20 protein-coding genes are annotated in these 18074 nt (G+C 61.6%); 15 read left to right on the top strand and 5 right to left on the bottom strand.

The genetic code is table 11. From position 1 onward, the window contains the following. The first annotated feature begins 29 nt into the window (after positions 1–29). The 3 genes from ADT71_RS12450 to ADT71_RS12445 are packed head-to-tail and all read left to right on the top strand — an operon-like array spanning position 30 to position 2427. Positions 30–425, top strand: a complete 396-nt coding sequence (locus ADT71_RS12450; RefSeq protein ID WP_054437264.1) for a response regulator transcription factor — start codon at positions 30–32, stop codon at positions 423–425. Next, entirely contained in the window at positions 422–787 is a 366-nt protein-coding gene (locus tag ADT71_RS33595; RefSeq protein WP_156336576.1) for a PAS domain-containing protein, read from the top strand. Before ADT71_RS12450 ends, ADT71_RS33595 begins: the two co-directional genes overlap by 4 nt. Positions 788–825: 38 nt before the next feature. Beyond that, positions 826–2427, top strand: coding sequence for an ATP-binding protein (locus ADT71_RS12445; protein ID WP_231635843.1), 1602 nt, complete (start codon positions 826–828; stop codon positions 2425–2427). Positions 2428–2683: 256 nt separating this feature from the next. On the opposite strand, the gene ADT71_RS12440 is transcribed toward ADT71_RS12445, so the two are convergent. Then, positions 2684–3097: a hypothetical protein gene (locus tag ADT71_RS12440; RefSeq protein ID WP_054437262.1), complete on the bottom strand. Its 414-nt coding sequence runs from the start codon at positions 3095–3097 to the stop codon at positions 2684–2686. 562 nt (positions 3098–3659) lie between these two features. On the opposite strand from ADT71_RS12440, the gene ADT71_RS12435 reads away from it, so the two are divergent. After that, positions 3660–4859 carry a hypothetical protein gene (locus tag ADT71_RS12435; protein ID WP_132469797.1) on the top strand — a complete coding sequence of 400 codons (1200 nt, stop codon included), beginning with the start codon at positions 3660–3662 and terminating at the stop codon, positions 4857–4859. Between the two features lie 12 nt (positions 4860–4871). After that, positions 4872–5177, top strand: coding sequence for an excalibur calcium-binding domain-containing protein (locus ADT71_RS30305; protein ID WP_132469798.1), 306 nt, complete (start codon positions 4872–4874; stop codon positions 5175–5177). Positions 5178–5276: 99 nt separating this feature from the next. Here the strand turns inward: ADT71_RS30305 and ADT71_RS12430 are convergent, their stop codons facing one another. Next, positions 5277–5747, bottom strand: coding sequence for a hypothetical protein (locus tag ADT71_RS12430; protein WP_132469799.1), 471 nt, complete (start codon positions 5745–5747; stop codon positions 5277–5279). A gap of 642 nt (positions 5748–6389) precedes the next feature. Between ADT71_RS12430 and ADT71_RS12425 the strand changes: the two genes are divergently transcribed. Next, the gene (locus ADT71_RS12425; RefSeq protein WP_054437258.1) at positions 6390–7322 is read left to right on the top strand and encodes a VacJ family lipoprotein; all 933 of its coding nucleotides are present in this window, start codon (positions 6390–6392) and stop codon (positions 7320–7322) included. A gap of 151 nt (positions 7323–7473) precedes the next feature. On the opposite strand, the gene ADT71_RS12420 is transcribed toward ADT71_RS12425, so the two are convergent. Further along, positions 7474–8391 carry a LysR family transcriptional regulator gene (locus tag ADT71_RS12420; protein WP_054437257.1) on the bottom strand — a complete coding sequence of 306 codons (918 nt, stop codon included), beginning with the start codon at positions 8389–8391 and terminating at the stop codon, positions 7474–7476. Between the two features lie 284 nt (positions 8392–8675). Between ADT71_RS12420 and ADT71_RS12415 the strand changes: the two genes are divergently transcribed. The 7 genes from ADT71_RS12415 (at position 8676) to ADT71_RS12390 (ending at position 14249) form a co-directional block, all read left to right on the top strand. After that, positions 8676–9257, top strand: a complete 582-nt coding sequence (locus ADT71_RS12415; RefSeq protein ID WP_165913325.1) for a flavin reductase family protein — start codon at positions 8676–8678, stop codon at positions 9255–9257. Further along, positions 9254–9667: a nuclear transport factor 2 family protein gene (locus tag ADT71_RS12410; protein WP_054437255.1), complete on the top strand. Its 414-nt coding sequence runs from the start codon at positions 9254–9256 to the stop codon at positions 9665–9667. The genes ADT71_RS12415 and ADT71_RS12410 overlap by 4 nt, the downstream gene beginning before the upstream one ends. 1 nt (position 9668) lies before the next feature. Next, positions 9669–11264: a 4-hydroxyphenylacetate 3-hydroxylase family protein gene (locus tag ADT71_RS12405; protein WP_054437254.1), complete on the top strand. Its 1596-nt coding sequence runs from the start codon at positions 9669–9671 to the stop codon at positions 11262–11264. A 74-nt stretch (positions 11265–11338) separates the two neighbouring features. Further along, complete coding sequence (locus ADT71_RS35680; protein ID WP_369818240.1) at positions 11339–11746, top strand: hypothetical protein; 408 nt, start codon at positions 11339–11341, stop codon at positions 11744–11746. Then, complete coding sequence (locus tag ADT71_RS12400; RefSeq protein WP_369818241.1) at positions 11653–12468, top strand: maleylacetate reductase; 816 nt, start codon at positions 11653–11655, stop codon at positions 12466–12468. The genes ADT71_RS35680 and ADT71_RS12400 overlap by 94 nt, the downstream gene beginning before the upstream one ends. A gap of 10 nt (positions 12469–12478) precedes the next feature. Next, the gene (locus ADT71_RS12395; RefSeq protein WP_054437253.1) at positions 12479–13387 is read left to right on the top strand and encodes an intradiol ring-cleavage dioxygenase; all 909 of its coding nucleotides are present in this window, start codon (positions 12479–12481) and stop codon (positions 13385–13387) included. Between the two features lies 1 nt (position 13388). Next, positions 13389–14249, top strand: coding sequence for a hypothetical protein (locus ADT71_RS12390; RefSeq protein ID WP_054437252.1), 861 nt, complete (start codon positions 13389–13391; stop codon positions 14247–14249). Between the two features lie 382 nt (positions 14250–14631). Here ADT71_RS12390 and ADT71_RS12385 read toward each other — a convergent pair whose 3' ends face one another. After that, positions 14632–15270: a 3-oxoacid CoA-transferase subunit B gene (locus ADT71_RS12385; RefSeq protein ID WP_054437251.1), complete on the bottom strand. Its 639-nt coding sequence runs from the start codon at positions 15268–15270 to the stop codon at positions 14632–14634. Beyond that, positions 15270–15989 carry a CoA transferase subunit A gene (locus ADT71_RS12380; RefSeq protein WP_082370316.1) on the bottom strand — a complete coding sequence of 240 codons (720 nt, stop codon included), beginning with the start codon at positions 15987–15989 and terminating at the stop codon, positions 15270–15272. Before ADT71_RS12380 ends, ADT71_RS12385 begins: the two co-directional genes overlap by 1 nt. 64 nt (positions 15990–16053) lie before the next feature. Here ADT71_RS12380 and ADT71_RS12375 point away from each other — a divergent pair, with 64 nt between their 5' ends. Further along, positions 16054–16836, top strand: a complete 783-nt coding sequence (locus ADT71_RS12375; protein ID WP_197283001.1) for an IclR family transcriptional regulator C-terminal domain-containing protein — start codon at positions 16054–16056, stop codon at positions 16834–16836. Positions 16837–16862: 26 nt separating this feature from the next. Continuing rightward, positions 16863–18071 (top strand): acetyl-CoA C-acetyltransferase, encoded by a 1209-nt coding sequence (locus ADT71_RS12370; protein WP_054437250.1) that lies wholly within the window; start codon positions 16863–16865, stop codon positions 18069–18071. Positions 18072–18074 lie beyond the last annotated feature (3 nt).

Below are 18074 nucleotides of genomic sequence, written 5' to 3'. Positions count from 1 at the left end.
TCCCGGTCGTTTGAGAAAGGACCCGCCGCGTGTCTCAATTTCCCGTTATCGCGATCGTCGACGATGACGAAGGCATTCGCGATGCGCTGTCCGATCTCTTGGCAGTCTCCGGATTCGCTAGTCTCGCCTATGACGGCGCAGCGTCCTTCCTTTCCGAATATCCAGCGCGCCGCTTCGATTGCCTGATCACCGACATACGAATGCCCGGCATGACCGGTATCGAGCTCATCGAACTCCTGCATGACACCGGCCAGAGCTTGCCGACCGTGATCCTGACCTCGATTGTCGATGAGAGAGCGCATGCCCGTTCGGCTGCCCTGGGTGCGCACGCCTGGCTGACGAAGCCGGTGACCGACGAGCGGCTTCTTGCGGCGCTGGCCTCCGCAATCCATACGCAGCTCCCACACTCGGATTTTAAGCCATGACGGTCGTACAGCCGGTAGATGCGATGTCCGCCGAGGAAACGCGTCTCGCGGATATTTCCACCGACAGCATCATTGTTTTCGGTCCGACTGGGCAGATCCATTATTGGAATCCGGCGGCCGAATCCTTGTTTGGCTGGCCGGCCATCGCGGTCGTCGGCCGGTCGATATCGGATTTGTCGCTTGCAGCCGACGAAGATCCCGCATGGCGCCAGCTTCTGCAGGAGGGGAGTTGGCAAGGAACGATCAGCGCCGCAATCCGCGCGGCGAAAATGTCGAGGCGAGTGTGCGCCGATTTGTGCGGTTCCAAGACGACGGGTCCGTTCGGGATATTGCAGAAGTGGGTCGCGGATCGCTCGGGCTAAGTGCAGCGGGTACAGACGCGGTCGGCGACGATCCCGGCATGGCAGCGAGCTGGCAGATCGACATCTCGGCCTGTAATCCGTTGATCGAGATAATTTCCAGAGAAGGAAGAACAGCACTGCCGGACGTTGTCGGCGGTTGGTATCATGACCTTTTGCGCGAGGCGCGGATCATCGATGTCAATGACCGGGCCATGCGACTTGTCGGGGGAAACCGAGGGCGCGGCCGGATGATCGGGCAACCTGTCGCCGATTTCTGGCCCGCGGGAAACCGTAAGGCCCTTGCCGAAATGATCGTCGCGGCGGCGAACCATGCCGAAAGAGACCGAGCCTCGACGCGCCAGCTGGCCTCCGACGGGATATTGCGCGATCCCGTCCTTAGCGTCTGGAGATCCGGCAGCGGCGAGCAGGCCGATCATATTTTCGCGACCATGAACGGTACTGCCGACGACGACCGAACCTACCCCTTTCTGATGGCAAGCGAAGCGCGGTACCGCAAGCTGATGCATTTTATGCCGATCGCGCTCTGGCAGGTGGATGCGAGCGGCATGGGCAAGCTTTACGCGGACCTTAAGTCGAAGGGCGTCGCCGACTTCGAGCGATATCTCGAAGACCATCCTAATCTCGTCGAATTCGCTGCGGCGACCGTGCCTGTGACCGACGTCAATCGAAGCGCCGTCCAGATGATGGGGGGGGCGAGCGTGCAGGATTTAATCCAGCCGCTCGGCTATCTGTTCGAGGAAAGTCCGGATTCGCTTCGCCGGGTCATGATCGGGCGATTCAGCGGCCGCAAGAATTACAGCGAATTCATGAAAATTCGCACACTCGACGGCCGCGTCCTCGATGTGCGGTTCTCCGTGACATACCCCGAACCGTCGCACGAGCTCGATACGACGATCTTCAGCCTTGAAGATATGACCGACCGGCTCCGCATGGAGGCGCAACTGCGCCAACTCGAGGCCGATTTCAGCCACGCCGCACGTATCTCGATGCTCGGGGAACTTACAAGTTCGATAGCGCATGAAGTGAATCAGCCTCTCGCGGCCATCATGACGAACGCCGAAACCAGTCTGCGCTGGCTGGCCCGGCCCGTGCCCGACTTCGCGAAAGTTCGCCAGTTGACCGAACGCATTGCCGGCAGCGCCCAGCGTGCCGACGATATCGTGCGCCGGATTCGCGGAATGGCGGCCAAGCAGCAGCCCGAACAGGTCGCACTCAATCTCAACGAGGTCGTGCAGGAGAGCTTGTTGTTCGTGCGCCACGAAGTGGATTCCCGCTCGATCCGTGTCACCGCCTCTTACACACGCGGTCTTGAACCGGTGACGGGTGACCGGGTGCAGTTGCAACAGGTGATAGTGAACTTGCTCATAAACGCGTTTCAGGCTGTGGAGAGCCAGGAGGTCGCAAACCGCAAAATTCTGCTCGCGACAGGGATCGAAGAGGATAATTCGGTATATTTTTCGCTCCGCGATAGCGGCTCGGGCATTCCAGCGGAGAATCTTGCCCAGATATTTCATGGCTTTTTCACCACGAAAGAAAATGGCCTCGGGATCGGCCTTGCTATCTGTCATTCGATCGTCGCGCCCACGGCGGCTCGATCGTGGCGGCCAACCGTCCCGAGGGGGGCGCCGAGTTTCGCGTGACCTTGCCCTGTAGCGTTCCGGCCGCATTGTTATCGCAGTAACCGCCCCTTTGGCGCAGTAACCGCCCGTTGGCGTGCGCCTCGGCGCCGGTCAGCTTCGGCCAGATTATCTCGGCGCGCCCGGCAGAAACCGTTGACGGCACAGCTGATCGGCAAGGACATAGGTCTGGCATAAATGCCGGCCGCGCTGGCCCGCACCGGCGGCGGCGGCGGCGGGTCTCGGACGAGCTCAGGCCGCCGCACCGCGGGCACGAGCTTTACAAGGCAATCGGTTCGAAGGGTATTGCGGACAGGTGAACAAGGAGCCGAATTGACGCGACCGCGCAGTCGATCGTGCTCGAAAGGGGATGAGACGGTTCCAGCATGTCGGGCAAGAATGGCACCGCCGGAGCGTTAGCGGTCGTCAGAATAGCGCAGATCGCGAGCTGGTCTTGCGACGGCCGATCGCGCGCACCGATTTCGATCGGCCGGCCGGCCGCCGCTTCGAACATCGTCAAAAGACTTGCAAAGCTGGGTGCGATCATTGTCAGGCCGAGCGGCGTGAAGAGCCGGTGGAGCAGGGGTATGCATGTAAGACCCCGGCATTGCGCCCGGCTCCACCGGCATGTTGCGCGAATGATCAAATCGGCGGAAAGCTTTTCGGGCCAAGCTGCGAGCGTCGAGACGACCATCAGTTTGCGAGCGCGCCGCGGGTGCCAACGACGATATACCGGCCCGCAAGCAGTCGCGCGGCGGCGGCGGGCGGTGCTATCCAACCGGCTGTATGCGTTAGACAAATTGAAATTCTACCCAGCATCCGAAATCTCCAAGATGATCCGGAAACTGTAGTATCGCCCGATCATCGTCGCTACCGATCGCCGAGGCTAAACGGATATTCCCTTAGGATAGGTATGGGCAGCGAGGACTCGCGTGTCGGCTGGTTCTGCGACCGGTTGGTGACGCGGGCGAGGGGGAGGCGGGGCTGGCCAAGTCGCCAGGTTGCTGCTGTGGGCTCTGTGCGTCCGGCTGACCGTTTCGGTCCTTTGGTCAGCTGCGGCGCCTGTTCCTTCCCGCAAACCAGACTGGCGAGCACAATTTCTAGGGCGTAGGCGGTGGATCCCGAAAATATCGAGCCGTCGATCGACTGCGGTTTGCACCAAATCGGATCAATTGTCCGGTGGAACGGAGATTCGATTTAAGTTCCTGCTAACGACTTGAGAATATCAGCGCCCGACATTTTGTCGGGGGCGAACAATGAAACGGCTTGTATTTGCAGTAGTGACGCTTGGATTGTCGAGCGGTGCAGCACAAGATGTGAAGGCGAAAGAGAAGTTTCTCATTCAGCCTGTGCAGGTTGGTAGTGAAACCTTGCGCTACGATCAGGGCGTCGCGACGGTCGAACTGTTCAACCGGCAGGGATCGGTACAAATTCAGCCAATGCCGGTCGATCACGGGAGCTTGGCCTTCTTCGTCGGCGTCTACAACGCAGGGCAGTTGCCTGCCAACATCGATATCACAAACTTTTCCGTCCAGGCTGGCGAGCAAAGCCTGGCTGTATTTTCAAGGCACGATCTGGAGAAAAAGGCAAAGAACCGCGCGATGTGGACGCAGATCGGCATCGCCGCGCTCGGCGGCCTTGCGGCCGCCGGCGCCGCCAGCCAGCGAGACACATATCGCAGCAGTTTCTACACGCCGCGCGGATCCTTCCATGGCTATTATAGCGCGCCGAGTGCGATCGGCCAGATACAGGCCGCGGCCATTACTGCCGGCACCGGCTACGCCATCTACAATGTCCAGCAGCGTCTCGATCAGACGCGCCGCGACCTCGCTGACACGGTGGTGCAGCTTTCGACCGTCGACCCGGACCGGAGTTACGGCGGCAAGATCGTGCTTGCGAAAATCATGGACAAGAAGCTTCCCAAGATAGTGACGATCAATCTCGACTGGAACGGCGAGCGTTATCCCTTTTCCTTTCGCCTCGTAAAGCCTGGGACGCCGGCTCCGGTCTACACCAACCTTGCAGCCGTGACGCCGCAGACGCCGGATGCTGGAATGGTGGTCGGTGCTGCCGATGCCGCAGCAGCTGGTGCACCGGGTTCTCCGGCGTCTGCGACGGAAGCCGAATGGTCGCCGCAGGCTGTCCCTGTCGCGCTCGACGCAGAATTGGCGAGCGCGGCACAGAGCTTCAAGGCCCCGATGGCATTTATGGAAAAGACCACCGTTTCGAAGGTTCGCGCCGACGGCAAAAGTCTCGTCATGACGGCGCTGGTCGACCAGGAGGGCGCGGTCGTAACCGAAAACGGCCGCCGGCAGATCATCCGGAAGATTTGTGAAACGAACCCCGCCCTTCTCAAAGCTGGCGCTACGGTCCGCGTCGATCTGTTCGAAGGCGCCTCGGCGCGGGGACAGGCCTTCGATACCGTCGCGGCGACGCGCAAAGATTGCGCGATCTGACGGGGACGGTCCATGCGCGCTACGGCACTCATGATCGCGGCTCTTTTGCCGCTCACCGCCGCAGCGCACCCTGGTGGCCTTGCAGCCGATGGATGTCACAACGACCGCAAAAACGGTGGCCGGCATTGCCATCGGCCGCCGGGGGTCAGCGCGCCCCCCGCCGAACGCCCGCAACGCCAGCAACGTTTGTCCGGGGCGGGGTCCTATTTTGCAAATTGCTCCGCGGCGCGCGCGGCCGGGGCCGCACCGGTAAGGCGCGGTGACCCGGGCTATGCCCGCCATCTCGATCGTGATGGAGATGATGTGGGCTGCGAATAAGAGTCGGTCCCGAAATGCGGGCGATAAGGAGTAGGGGTTCCAGGAGCGCAATCTGAGCTTTCGCGGCAAAAGCGGGCCGCCGGCCGGCGCTGGCTGTTGTCATGCTCCGTGATATCCTCGCAATGCGTCGTCGAAATCATCGATCGACCCTACATGGTCGCGCGTCCGGTCGCCTGGAATGGAGGGAAAAGCTGCGTCAATCCGGCCACGCAACGTCTCGTCGAAATTGGACTGCCGGGCAACGCGTTCCCGCTTCCCGACTGTGAGCTCCGTGAAAATGGCATCTTTGATGCGGTCGAGCCCCTCCACGCCCAGAACGCCAGAATTCAGCAGCTCCTCGCATAGCTGAATAAGGCCAACGGTCGTTGCGTGTGCGCGCAGCCCGATGAGATCGAGCGTCTGATGACGGTCACGCGCCGCGGAGTCGGCTCTGGGGGGCATATTCGTCGGCATCCTTTTCCCTTTCCTGCGGTGCGATTTTCGCTTTTCCTCAAGGAGCATGCCGATGGGAGAGGGGATCGGCAAGTTGATGGCGCTGAAACCGGCGATCTCGCGCGATGAAACCGGCAATCGCGCGCTGTACGGAATGGTCTTGCCACCTTCGGCCGGTGTCGGCCAGGCTGCGTCGATCCTTCATAGGGGCCGCGTTGCTGCGGCTTGAACGACTTTCGTCCCCGGCCGCTGGATAGTCCGCCGGCAAATATTGACATGAACCTTGAGCTATCTTGCCATGTTCGATCGCCGCTATCGCGGCTCGAGACCAAGTCCCTAGTCGAGTGGCCGCGCGCTTTCGTCTTACTATAATGGAGCGGGCCCGTCATTGGCGACGAACCGCGACGAATGTCGACGATCTGAACCAGGAATTGGCAGCGACAGGTCGCGAAACGAGCGGGCGGCAACATTGCCCCGCATTTCGGTTCGGCGGGTGGGACGTGCGAAATCTGCCCGGTTCACCGGAGCGGGCGAGGGAGCGCTGGGAACCGCGTCCCTGATTTTTATTCGGGTCGAGCCCCGAAGGTGGAGTTTGAAAGATGCCGTTGATGCCGAAGAATGTCTCCATAACGGGACCAAGCGCAATATGAGCGTCTCAGCCCTCGCCGCGCTCCTTTTGCTGTCCGGATCGTCAGATACTCTTGCCGGCGCTTCGCCCGTACATTTCGCATTGTCTGAACCGCGAGGCGAGGCCGATCCGACGCCGCCCGCCGTGTGCCGATGATCATCGAGGTTCCTTCTGTCTCACCGGATGCGCTCGAAATGTCGAACGGCGGGCCGCCTTCGGACGTGGTGCCCTCGAACGTGGCGCCGTCTGACGTTGCGCCCTCGGACTTGGCCCCCGCGCCCGACGAGATTGTGGTGACGGCACGCGAGGCGCCGCCGCCGGGCGATCCGCTGCAAGAGGCCAACATCAAATCCTATCGCGTGATCCAGTCGGTCGACAAAGCGCTCGTGGCGCCGGTTGCCACAGGCTATCAGCGCGTCTTGCCGGAACCGGTTCGCGACGGGCTTGGCAATGCGCTGCGGAATATCAGCGAGCCCGTCAATTTCTTGAACTTCCTGTTACAGTTCAAGATCGGCAAGGCCGCCGAGACGCTCGGGCGTTTTGTCGTCAACACGACCTTCGGCGTTGGCGGACTGGTCGATGTCGCGAAGACGAAGCCTTTCAACCTGCCGTACCGGCGCAACGGATTTGCCAACACATTGGGCTTTTACGGCGTGGAGCCCGGCCCCTATTTTTACCTCCCGCTAGTCGGGCCGACGACGCTGCGAGACATGGCCGGCAACGGCATCGCTCTGCTCGTCCTGCCGACCACTGTCGGCGCGCCTTTCAACCGTCCCGCCTATGCGGTTCCGACAACGGTCATCAAGCAGCTTAACGATCGCATCGAAGGCGACGCAGAAATCACGCGCCTGCAAGAAGAAAGCCTCGATCCCTATGTCGAGACGCGCACCCTCTGTCTCGAAAAGCGCCAGCGCGAAATCGACGCGCTGAAGGGGAGGAGCAACGATGTCGCTGCGATCCCTGCTACGGAAACGGTTCGCGAAACCGGGACGTCCGTTAATTCCGAGGCTTCTGTTGGTGAAGAACTTCGTGCGAGCCCGCCGCCGTCGGCAGGCGATCCGCTCCCGTCCGGTGAGCACCCATGATACCGCGTCCGGTATGAGGTCCGAGCGGTATCTGGGCGGCATTCTATGGTCCGTTCGTTCTGTCTCGCGATGGGCGGACATTGGGGCGCGCCGCAGAGGCGGCTTTACTCCAGTAGCGGGCTTCGGCCGCTTCCACTCAACTCGACACGCGCTACGGATCGAGTTCCGCCGCAATCGCGATAAGTCGCTCGCGCAGCCAGCGATGGCCTGGGTCCGCGTCGTTGCGGTTGTGCCAGTACATCATCTCTTTAATATCCGGCAGCGGGTAGGGGGGCTGAACTGTACTGATCGCTGCATGACCAGCGAGCAGTTTGGCAGCCCGCTCGAGGACCAGGGTGGTAAGCCGCGTCCCTTGAATCAGGAACGGTACGAGCAGAAAGCTTTCGACGGTGACTTCGATCCGCCGCGTAACTCCAAGCTTCGCTAGATGGCGATCGGCGAGACTCAGCTGCCGATCTGCTCCGAGACCATATACGGCATGCGGCAAATCGAGGAACTCGCGCTTCGAGATCTTCTCCTGCGAGGCATGCGGACTTGCGGAATCGACGGCGCAAAGCCAGCGATCCGAAATCAAATGCTGTGACGGGAAATCGCCTTCACCGAACAAACCTTCGGGCTCAATGACAATATCTGCGCGATTGGTGGTGAGCATTTCTTTCGATGCCTTGGAGCGTGGCAGCAGGTGGACGGTCACGTTGGGCGCTTCCACCGAAAGCGCCCGCACGAATGGCGAAAGCAAAACCAGCACCGCATAGTCCGACGCGGCAATCGAAAATGTCATGGCATCTTGCGAGGGGTCGAAGCCGCGGTTCTGAGCAAGCGTATGTTCGACCGCCGCCAGCGCCTCCCGCAAAGGTAAGGCCAGAGCCTCGGCCTTACGCGTCAACTCCAGACCCCGCCCGACCCGAATCAAGAGCGGGTCATCGAACATCAATCTCAGCCTCCCCAGCGCCGCGCTCATTGCCGGTTGGGTCAATCCGATCTGTTCACCGGCGCGGCTCACGCTGCGTTCGCTCAGCAATGCCTCAAGGACGACAAGCAAGTTGAGGTCGATGTTGCGAAGATTCATTTTGCGTCTCTTTTCAATTGCGTTCGCTCAAACCTCGGGAAAATTCTCGATGGAGAACCATGATCCCGTCGCATCGATTCAAGCGTAGAACCTAGTTTTAAGCATCCATCAAATCAATATCTAATATATCTTATATCGATTAGACCGATGGATATCGGAGGCATAATCCCGCCCTATGACGGAAAGACAGACCGTCGAGAAAGAGCTCCAAGCCGCTCCCCGAGACGGGCCCTTACAACAGTTGGGCCGCTTCCCGAGGCGCGATGGGCCGAGAGGATTGCTACATGTCAAAAGACATTTCAAAAGCACAATTGCCCCTTAGCGGGGCGTCTGACCCAGTCAGCATCGATCCCGATGTCGACGGCTTTCGTGAAGCGATGCGCCGCGCCGTCACCGGCGTTACGATCATCACGACATATCATGAGGGTCGCCCTTGGGGCATGACCGTCAGCGCCTTCGCACCAGTGTGTATGAAGCCGCCAACCTTGCTGGTCTGCGTCAACGAAGCGACGGTCACCGCTGAACATATCCAACGCGACCGGCGCTTTTGCGTCAACCTCCTCAGCGAACGGCAGATCGCTGTGTCGCAGCTTTGCTCCCGCGGCAACGCCCCGAAATTCATCGACGAAGCGTTTCTCGAGCGCACGGCGCTTCCCGGCGGCGTCATCATGCCGGTGCTGCGGGAGTCGATCGCGAGCTTCGAGTGCCGGGCCGCGACGATCACCACGAGCGGAACGCACCTGATCGTCATCGGCGCGATCGAAGCGACGATCGCGTCGCCAACGCTCGAGCCGCTATTGTATGGCCAAGGCCGCTATCTTCAGGGCGTCGACATCGAGCCGGCGTTCGAAGGGGCAGGCTCGTGAACCTGACCGGAACCACGGGCGCGCTGCTGGACGCGTACAACCGCCACGATGTCGAGACGGTCGCGTCGCTCTACACCGCAGACGGAACGCACGAAGACATGGCCCCGAACAAGAGCAAGGTCGGCGCAGCCGCCATTGCCGCCGGGCTCAGCACCTTCTTCGGCTGGTTTCCCGACGCGCATTGGACGCCTCGAAAGCTGATCGACGGCAGGACCGCCTCGGCGCTGACCTATTTGCTCGAGGCCACCCTCACCACCGACATGTTCGGCGTGAAGGCCCATGGCCAAAAGATCCACCTCCAGGGAGCTCTCATCTTGCACTTTAGCGGCAAGCTGATCCGTCGCAGCGAAGACTATTGGGATGCTGCAACCTTCAAACGTCAAGTTGACGCAATTAGAGAGGATATTTGAAATGAGAACTGGCAAACAATATCTGGAATCTCTCCGGGACGGACGAAAGGTCTATGTCGGCGGCGAGATCATCGAGGACGTCACGACGCACCCGATGACCAAGGGTTACGCGAACGCCATCGCAGAATATTATGACCTTCACCTCAAGCCCGAGAATGAAGAGATCTGCACGTTCATCGACGACAAGGGCAACCGCCAGTCCATGCACTGGTTCATCCCGAAGTCGAAAGAAGACGTGATCAAGCGCCGGAAATATACCGAATTCCTGTGTCGGCACTTCAAAGGCGGCATCTTCACGCGTCCGCCTGCCGGCATGAACGTGGTGATGATCACCCAGGTCGACGACCAGGAACCCTGGGCGAAGAATTCACGCTTCAAAAACGGCGAGCGCGACCTGTCGGGCAACATCCAGCGGCAGTGGGAAGAAGTGACGACGAACGACTGGGCGATCACCCCCATGTTCCTCGACGTGCAATATGACCGCGGACGCACCGACGCGATGGCGGAAACGCCGATGCTCAGCATCACAGAAGAACGCGAAGACGGTATCGTTGTACGCGGATGGAAGGCAATCGGTACCGCCGTCCCCTTCGCGAACCATATTCTGGTCGGCAATCTGTGGCGCCCTGGGCAGACGCCCGATCAGACGATCTACGCGCTCGTTCCGATCGCCACTCCCGGCGTGACCGTCGTCGCGCGCAAGTCCAATGCTGAGCCCGACGCCGATCCTTATGACCGGCCGCTCGCCACGATCGGCGACGAACTCGATGCGATGGCCTATTTCGACGATGTGTTCATTCCCTGGGGCCAGGTCCAGCATGTCGGCAATCCCGATCATGCAAAATGGTATCCTCAGCGCCAGTTCGACTGGGTGCATCTCGAAACCCAGATCCGCCACTGCGTCCACGCCGAACTGATGGTCGGTCTCGGGCTTCTGCTCACGCAGGCGCTCGGCACCAGCACCAACCCGATCGTCCAGACGCAGCTTGCCGAACTCATCCGCTTCCGCGAGACCTGCCGCGCCTTCATGATCGCAGCTGAGGAAACGGGCTTCGCAACCCCGGGCGGGCTATTCAAGCCGAACAACATCTACATCGACTTCGGTCGTGCCCATTATCTCGAAAACCAGCACAAGATGGTGAACACGCTGATCGACTTCTGCGGTCGCGGCGCGGTGATCCAGCCCACCAAGCGCGAACTGGACGATCCTTATATCGGTCCGAAGCTCGCCGAGGCACTGCGCGGCTCCGAGATCAGCGCCCATGATCGCATCAAGATCTTCCGTCAAATCAGCGAGCGCTTCCTGACTCAGTGGGGCACCCGCCACGAGATGTTCGAAAAGTTCAACGGAACCCCGTTGTATCTTGTGAACATGCTCACCGTTCAGCGGACCGAATATCAGGTCGACGGCCCGCTCACTGAACTTGCCCGCGAAGTCCTCGGCTTCGGCGACACCGCCGACCTGGGCAAGCGCGCCAAAGAGGCCGAACAGGCATCGCATTATGCGAGCGTCCGGTTCCAGCCGGACTATGCCCGAGCTCAAGACGTGCGCGACGGTTATATCGGCGAAGACCGGGAAACCGAAGCGGCGGAGTAAGGCGAGGCCCCGGGGGCGTGACGCCCCCGGGGCCTCGCCGACCAGGCTCTCCCGCCTGACCCGGACCGATTTCCTTGCGCGCCTTCGGTCCGGGTCTTCTTTCTTCTGTTTTCTCGCAGCAGCGAAGTGAGGAGGCCGCCATGCGTCCCTTTGATTATATGATGCACCCCGCTCGCTACATCTTCGGATCGGGGACCCTTGGACGGCTCGGCGAAATCCTCGAAGAAAATGGCTGGACGCGCGCGCTCATCCTCTCCACGGCCGGCCAGGCCGAGACGGCTCTCGCCCTCCAGGCTCAGGTACCGCACCGCACCGCGGGAACCTTCGCGCACGCGGCGATGCATACGCCCGTCGAAGTGTCGGACCGCGCGGTTGCCTATGCGACGCGATCGAGGCCGACTGTCTCGTCGCGATCGGAGGCGGATCGACGACCGGGCTCGGCAAGGCGATTGCTCTTAGGACCGACCTGCCGCAAATCGTGATACCCACGACCTACGCCGGATCCGAGGCGACCCCGATCCTCGGCGAGACCGTCGAGGGACGAAAAACGACGCAACGTTCTCCCCGAATATTGCCGGAGATCGTTCTCTACGACATCGACCTCACGCTGACCCTCCCCGTCGAACTGTCGATCACATCCGGATTCAATGCGATCGCCCATGCCGCGGAAGCTCTGTATGCACCCAATGGCAATCCCCTGATCGACGGCCTCGCCGAACAGGGAATTACAGCAATGTGCCGCGCGCTGCCTCTTCTACGGAGGCAGCCGGTCGATGCTTCGGCGCGATCGGACGCGCTCTACGGCGCTTGGGCGTGCGGCATGTGTCTCGGTGCGACCGACATGGGTCTGCATCATAAACTTTGCCACACGCTCGGAGGAGCGTTCGACCTCCCGCACGCGGAGATGCACACCGTCCTGCTGCCGCATACTCTCGCCTATAATTCGTCGGCGGTGCCGGACGCCATGCGCCGCATCGCGGCCGCAGCCAGCGTAGCCGACGCTCCGCAAGGGCTGTTCGACCTTCAGCGAAAACTGGGGGCCCCGCAGTCGCTCGAGGCCCTCGGCATGCCCTTCGATGGCATCGCCGAGGCTGCGCGGCTTGCGACCGAGAATGCCTACCGCAACCCCCGCGAAATCACCTCGGCAGGAATTGAAAAACTGCTCTCCCGCGCCTTCGCGGGCAACCGGCCCCTCAGTGAATAAGGATTGAAAGATGCGAGATTTCGACGAACACACGATCACCGAAGCGGTCGTAAAAAGCTTTCAGTCGACCCCCGACCCACGGCTTCAGCAACTCTTGTCGAGCCTCACCCGGCACCTGCACGCCTATGTAAAGGAGGTCGAACCTACGATCGAGGAATGGGATTATGCGATCGATTATCTGACCCGCACGGGACAAATCTGCGACGACAAGAGGCAGGAATATATTCTGCTGTCGGATGTCCTCGGCGTCAGCATGCTCGTCGACTCGATCAACCACCGCATGCCCGAAGGCGTGACCGAGACGACCGTACTTGGGCCCTTCTTCGTCGCCGATGCGCCGGAGATGAAATCGGGCGCGAATATCACCAATGGTATGGAGGGCCAGCCGCTCTATGTCATGGGCAGGGTCATCGCCCCCACCGGTGAGCCGCTGGCCGATGCCCTTGTCGATGTATGGCAGTCCGACGGCGATGGCTATTACGACGTGCAAATGGCGGACCGCGACGATGCAGCGCTTCGTGCGAGGTTCCGGACCGACAAGGAAGGGCGCTTCAGCTTCTGGTCCGTCGTTCCGTCGGACTATCCCATCCCGGACGACGGCCCGGTGGGCGAGATGCTCGCGGCGACGAAACGGCACCCCTATCGTCCCGCGCATGTTCACTTCATGATCGCTAAGGAAGGCTTCGAAGGCCTGACCACCCATATCTTCTCGTCCGAAAGCCCCTATCTCGACGCCGACACCGTGTTCGGGGTGAAGGAATCGCTCATCGCCGATCTGACGCACGAGGAGCCGGGCATCGCGCCGGACGGCAGCCAGGTCGACGAAGAATGGCGCAAGCTCGTCTACGATTTCATGCTCAAGCCCACCAACAGTGCAGCCAAGCCGAACAGCTTGAGTCCGGTTAAGGCAAAGGACTGACATGCTGACGCAATTCCCGCTCGCACCATCGATGCGCGGCGCCGTCTTGGCGCTTGGGAATTTCGACGGTTTTCACGTCGGCCACCAGGCTGTCGTGAGCCACGCGTCGACCCTTGCGCGCCGCGAGGGTCGGCTCTTGCTGGTGGCAACCTTCGATCCGCATCCTGTGCGCTACTTCAATCCGGCGGCAGAGCCGTTTCTCCTTTCGAGCCTTGTCCAGCGGCACCGGCTTTTCCGGGAGTTCGGCGCCGACGACACGGTGGCAATCCCGTTTGACGCTGCGATCGCCGCACTCCCGGCGGACGCGTTTGTCGAGCAGTGGCTCGGCGACAAGCTTGGCATCAGCTGCGTCGTTACCGGCGCGGACTTCTGCTTCGGCAAGAGACGCAGCGGCGACGTCTCGGTCCTGGGACAGGCCGGTTCTCGTTTCGGAATTGAAGCTAGCCCGGTCGAGCTCATGATCAGCGATGGCGAAATTGCGTCATCTACTCGCATCAGGGCGCTTCTGCTCGCGGGAGACGTCGAGGGCGCCAGCGCGCTGTTGGGAAGGCCGTTCCGCGTCCAAGGTCCGCTTGAGCATCGCTGGGAGGCTGGACGCCTCGTGCCGGCGCTCGTGCTCCACGACCAGATATGCCCGCGTCCCGGCGGCTACCGGGTCCAGGTCGAATTTGACGGCGAGCCGCCTGTCGAGGGCTTCGCGCTCGTCCGGCTTGTCCGCGGCGTTGCAGCGATCGATCTCAGCGATATCGATGGTTTCACTCAGGTTCGGGCCAAGCACGCGAGCGTGGACATGCTCGCCCCCGCGCATGGCGTACCGATCGCCGACAGACCGGGGTTTGGCGAAGTTCCGACCTGGAATTGATGCAACCGGGATAAACTAATTCCGCGCAGTGCAAATTTCCCGCGGTGATGGGACAATTCGTCTCTCGCGAGGCCGCGTGATGGTGGCGGATGCCGAGCCGTGCACAAACTTCATTGTTTCCGGGGTGCCGAGCGTTCGCTGCCGGGAATTTAGGGATAACACCAGCAGCAAGGCCGAGGTGGTAAGCGAAGGCGGGGCGCGCCGCATCGGAGCGTAGCGCTCGCCCTCCTGCGTCTCCGGGGCGAATAAGCGAGCGGGCGGCCGTCATGCGGCCGCGATACGATGTCGAGACGCCCGGTTGGCCACTTGGCGCATGCTCGTCGGGCTGATGCGGAAAGGCAGCCGAAGGAGCGCCTCGGCTCGGCCGCGGGCTGTGGGGGGCTTACACGCTGACGACGGGGATCGCCGTCCTCGACCGGACGGTCTCAAGATCGATACCGTCGGCAATTTCCTGAACAATCAGGCGGCCCTTATCGCGATCGAGTAGAAAGCGGCCGAGGTCCGAGACGATCGCGTCGACGACCGCGGTCCCGGTCAGCGGCAGGCTGCAACGCTCGACGATTTTCGGGTTCCCAGCCTTGTCCGCATGGCTCATGACCACGACGACGCGCTTCACCCCGGCGACCAGGTCCATCGCGCCGCCCATGCCCTTGATCATCTTGCCGGGCACTGTCCAGTTCGCGAGATCGCCGTTGTCCGCGACTTCCATGGCACCCAGAATCGCCAAGTCGATATGGCCACCGCGGATCATCGCGAAGCTGTCCGCCGAACTGAAGAAGCTCGAGGAGGGCAGTGCGGTAACCGTCTGTTTGCCGGCGTTGATGAGGTCGGGGTCCGCTTCGCCCTCGTAAGGGAAGGGCCCGATCCCGAGCATGCCATTTTCCGACTGCAGGATAACCTCGATATCGGACGGCACGAAATTGGCGACGAGCGTCGGGATTCCTATCCCGAGATTGACATAAAAGCCGTCTTTCAGTTCGAGTGCGGCGCGGGCCGCCATCTCTTCGCGTGTCCAGGGCATCAGGCTTGTTCCTCCTCGCGCGGGCGTGTCGTCAGAAACTCGATGCGCTTCTCGTACGACGGCCCCTCGATAATCCGGTCCACATAGATGCCGGGGGTGTGAACATGGTCCGGATCGAAGCTGCCGGCAGGCACGATTTCCTCGACTTCCGCGATCGTGATCTTCCCTGCCGTCGCCATGTTCGGATTGAAGTTTCGGGCAGTCTTTCGATAGACGAGATTGCCTTCGGGGTCGGCCTTCCAGGCCTTGACGATCGAGATGTCCGATCGGAGCCACGTCTCGCGAACATAGAGTGCCCCGTCGAACTCCTCGACCGGCTTTCCGTCGGCGACCACCGTGCCGACGCCCGTCTTCGTATAAAAAGCGGGGATGCCTGCGCCGCCGGCGCGAATGCGCTCGGCCAAAGTGCCTTGGGGATTAAGCTCGAGCTCGAGCTTACCCGAGAGATAGAGGTCTGCGAACAGCTTGTTCTCACCGATATAGGAGGAGATCATCTTGCTGATCTGGCCGTTGTTGAGGAGCGTCCAAAGCCCGAATCCGTCGGCGCCGCAATTGTTCGAGATGATCGTCAGATCTTTTGTGCCCTTGCGGCGCAATCCCTCGATCAAATGCTCGGGGTTTCCCGACAGACCAAAACCGCCCGACATGATCGTCATGCCGTCGAACAGGATGCCGTCGAGCGCCGCATCGGCATCCGAAAATATCTTGCGCCCGGTCATAAAAGCTCCTATGTGTACGATTATCGTACTCATCTATTGATAATCGTACTTTTGATAAAGGTCAATGCCCGTGAGCGACGACACGCGAATTGCCGATCCCAATTATATGCAGTCGCTTGCCCGCGGCCTTGACGTACTGCGCGCCTTCGAGCGGCACGCGTCGCTTTCCGCCGCCGAAGCGGCGCGGCTCAGCGGCCTGAACCGCCCGAGTGCCAGCCGCTGTCTCCATACGCTGCAGTGCCTCGGCTATGTGAGCGAAGAAAACGGCCGCTATGCGCTGACCCCCAGGTTTCTGCCGCTCGCGTCGGGCTATCTTTCCTCCTCGCCGCTGGCCAGCGCGAGCCAGGCCATCGCCAACGCTTTGCGCGACCGGCTCGAGGAAACCATATCCATCGCAACGCTCGACCCGTCCGACCTTGGGCAGATCATCTATATTGCGCGTGCCGAGCGGAACCAGATCATCGCGGCGCCGCTGATGGTCGGCAGCACGCTTCCCAGCCACTGTACCTCGATGGGCCGCGTTTTGCTCGCGGCAGCGGACGCCGTGGAGCGCGAGACGTGGCTTGAGCAGGCGGTGCTCGAACGCCGTACGGACCGGACGATCGTCGATGCGTCCGCCTTGCGCGATGAAATCGGTGCGGTCGGCGAACAGCGCTGGAGCCTTGTTGAGGCCGAGCTCGAGCCTGGCCTCCGTTCGCTCGCGGTTCCGGTTCGAAGCCGAACCGGTGCTGTGGTCGCCGCGCTGAATGTCGCGACATTCTCGGCTGCCCATAGCCGCGACCATCTCGTTCAAAACTACCTGCCCGAATTGCGAGCGGCTGCAGCGCAGCTCGAACGGGCGATTTAGTCCTTATCGAAATCAGGAGAAGTGCTTTGAAATTGCGTCGCGTCGCGATCGTGTGTCCCGTCCGGACAGCTGTCGGTAAATTCGGCGGCGGGCTGTCGGCGTTGACCGCCGGTGAGCTTGGAGCTTTGATCCTCAGGGCCCTTGTCGAGCGCAGCGGCGTCGACCCCGAACGGGTCGACGATGTCGTTTTCGGGCAGGGCTATGCGAGCGGGGAAGCGCCGAGCATCGGGCGCTGGTCCTGGCTCGCGGCGGGTTTCCCTCAAACGGTGCCGGGCTTCCAGCTCGACCGCCGATGCGGTTCGGGACTGCAGGCGATCATCGAGGCCGCAATGATGGTGCAGACGGGCGCGGCGGACGTGGTGGTCGCGGGCGGCGCGGAAAGCATGTCGAACGTCGAATATTATTCCACGGCTGTTCGCAAGGGCGCGCGGTTCGGCAGCATCGAAATGCACGACCGTTTGACGCGGGCTCGGCTCATGTCGCAGCCGATCGAGCGCTATGGCGTCATCTCGGGAATGATCGAAACCGCTGAGAATGTGGCGCGCGATTTCGGAATTACGCGCGAGCAGTCTGACGCCTATGCCGTGCGGTCGCACCAGCGCGCCGCGGCGGCATGGCGCGAGGGGCGGTTCGACGATGAAGTCATCCCGATATCGATTACGCAAAAGCGTGGCGACCCAATCGTCTTCGACCATGATGAGGGATATCGCGCCGACGCCTCGATCGAGAGCCTCGCGGCACTCCGCCCGCTCGAAGGCGGCGTTGTCACTGTGGGCAACGCGAGCCAGCAGAATGACGGCGCAGCCGCATGCCTCTTGGTGGCAGAAGACCGGCTCGCCGAGCTGGGGTTGCAACCGTCGGGTTGGTTCGTGGGCTGGGCGGCCGCAGGCTGCGATCCATCGCGGATGGGGATCGGTCCGGTTCCCGCGGTCGAAAGGCTGTTCGCCCGGACGGGGCTCGACTGGCGCGACGTCGGACTGATCGAACTCAACGAGGCCTTCGCGCCCCAGGTTCTCGCCGTCCTCAAGGAGTGGGGCTGGAGCGAAGGCGACAGCCGGCTCGACATTCTGAACGTCAATGGCTCCGGCATTTCGCTCGGTCATCCGATCGGTGTGACGGGCGTGCGCATCGCTGCGACGATGCTCAACGAGATGCGCCGCCGCGATGTTCGTTATGGGCTCGAGACGATGTGCATCGGCGGCGGGCAGGGGCTCGCGGCGATCTTCGAGCGCTGATCG

Origin of the sequence: Novosphingobium sp. ST904, assembly GCF_001298105.1 — a bacterium.
In the GTDB taxonomy this organism is placed as follows: Bacteria; Pseudomonadota; Alphaproteobacteria; order Sphingomonadales; family Sphingomonadaceae; genus Novosphingobium.
The sequence above is the reverse complement of the archived record's forward strand: the minus strand, read 5'-3'. Positions and strand labels throughout refer to the sequence as shown.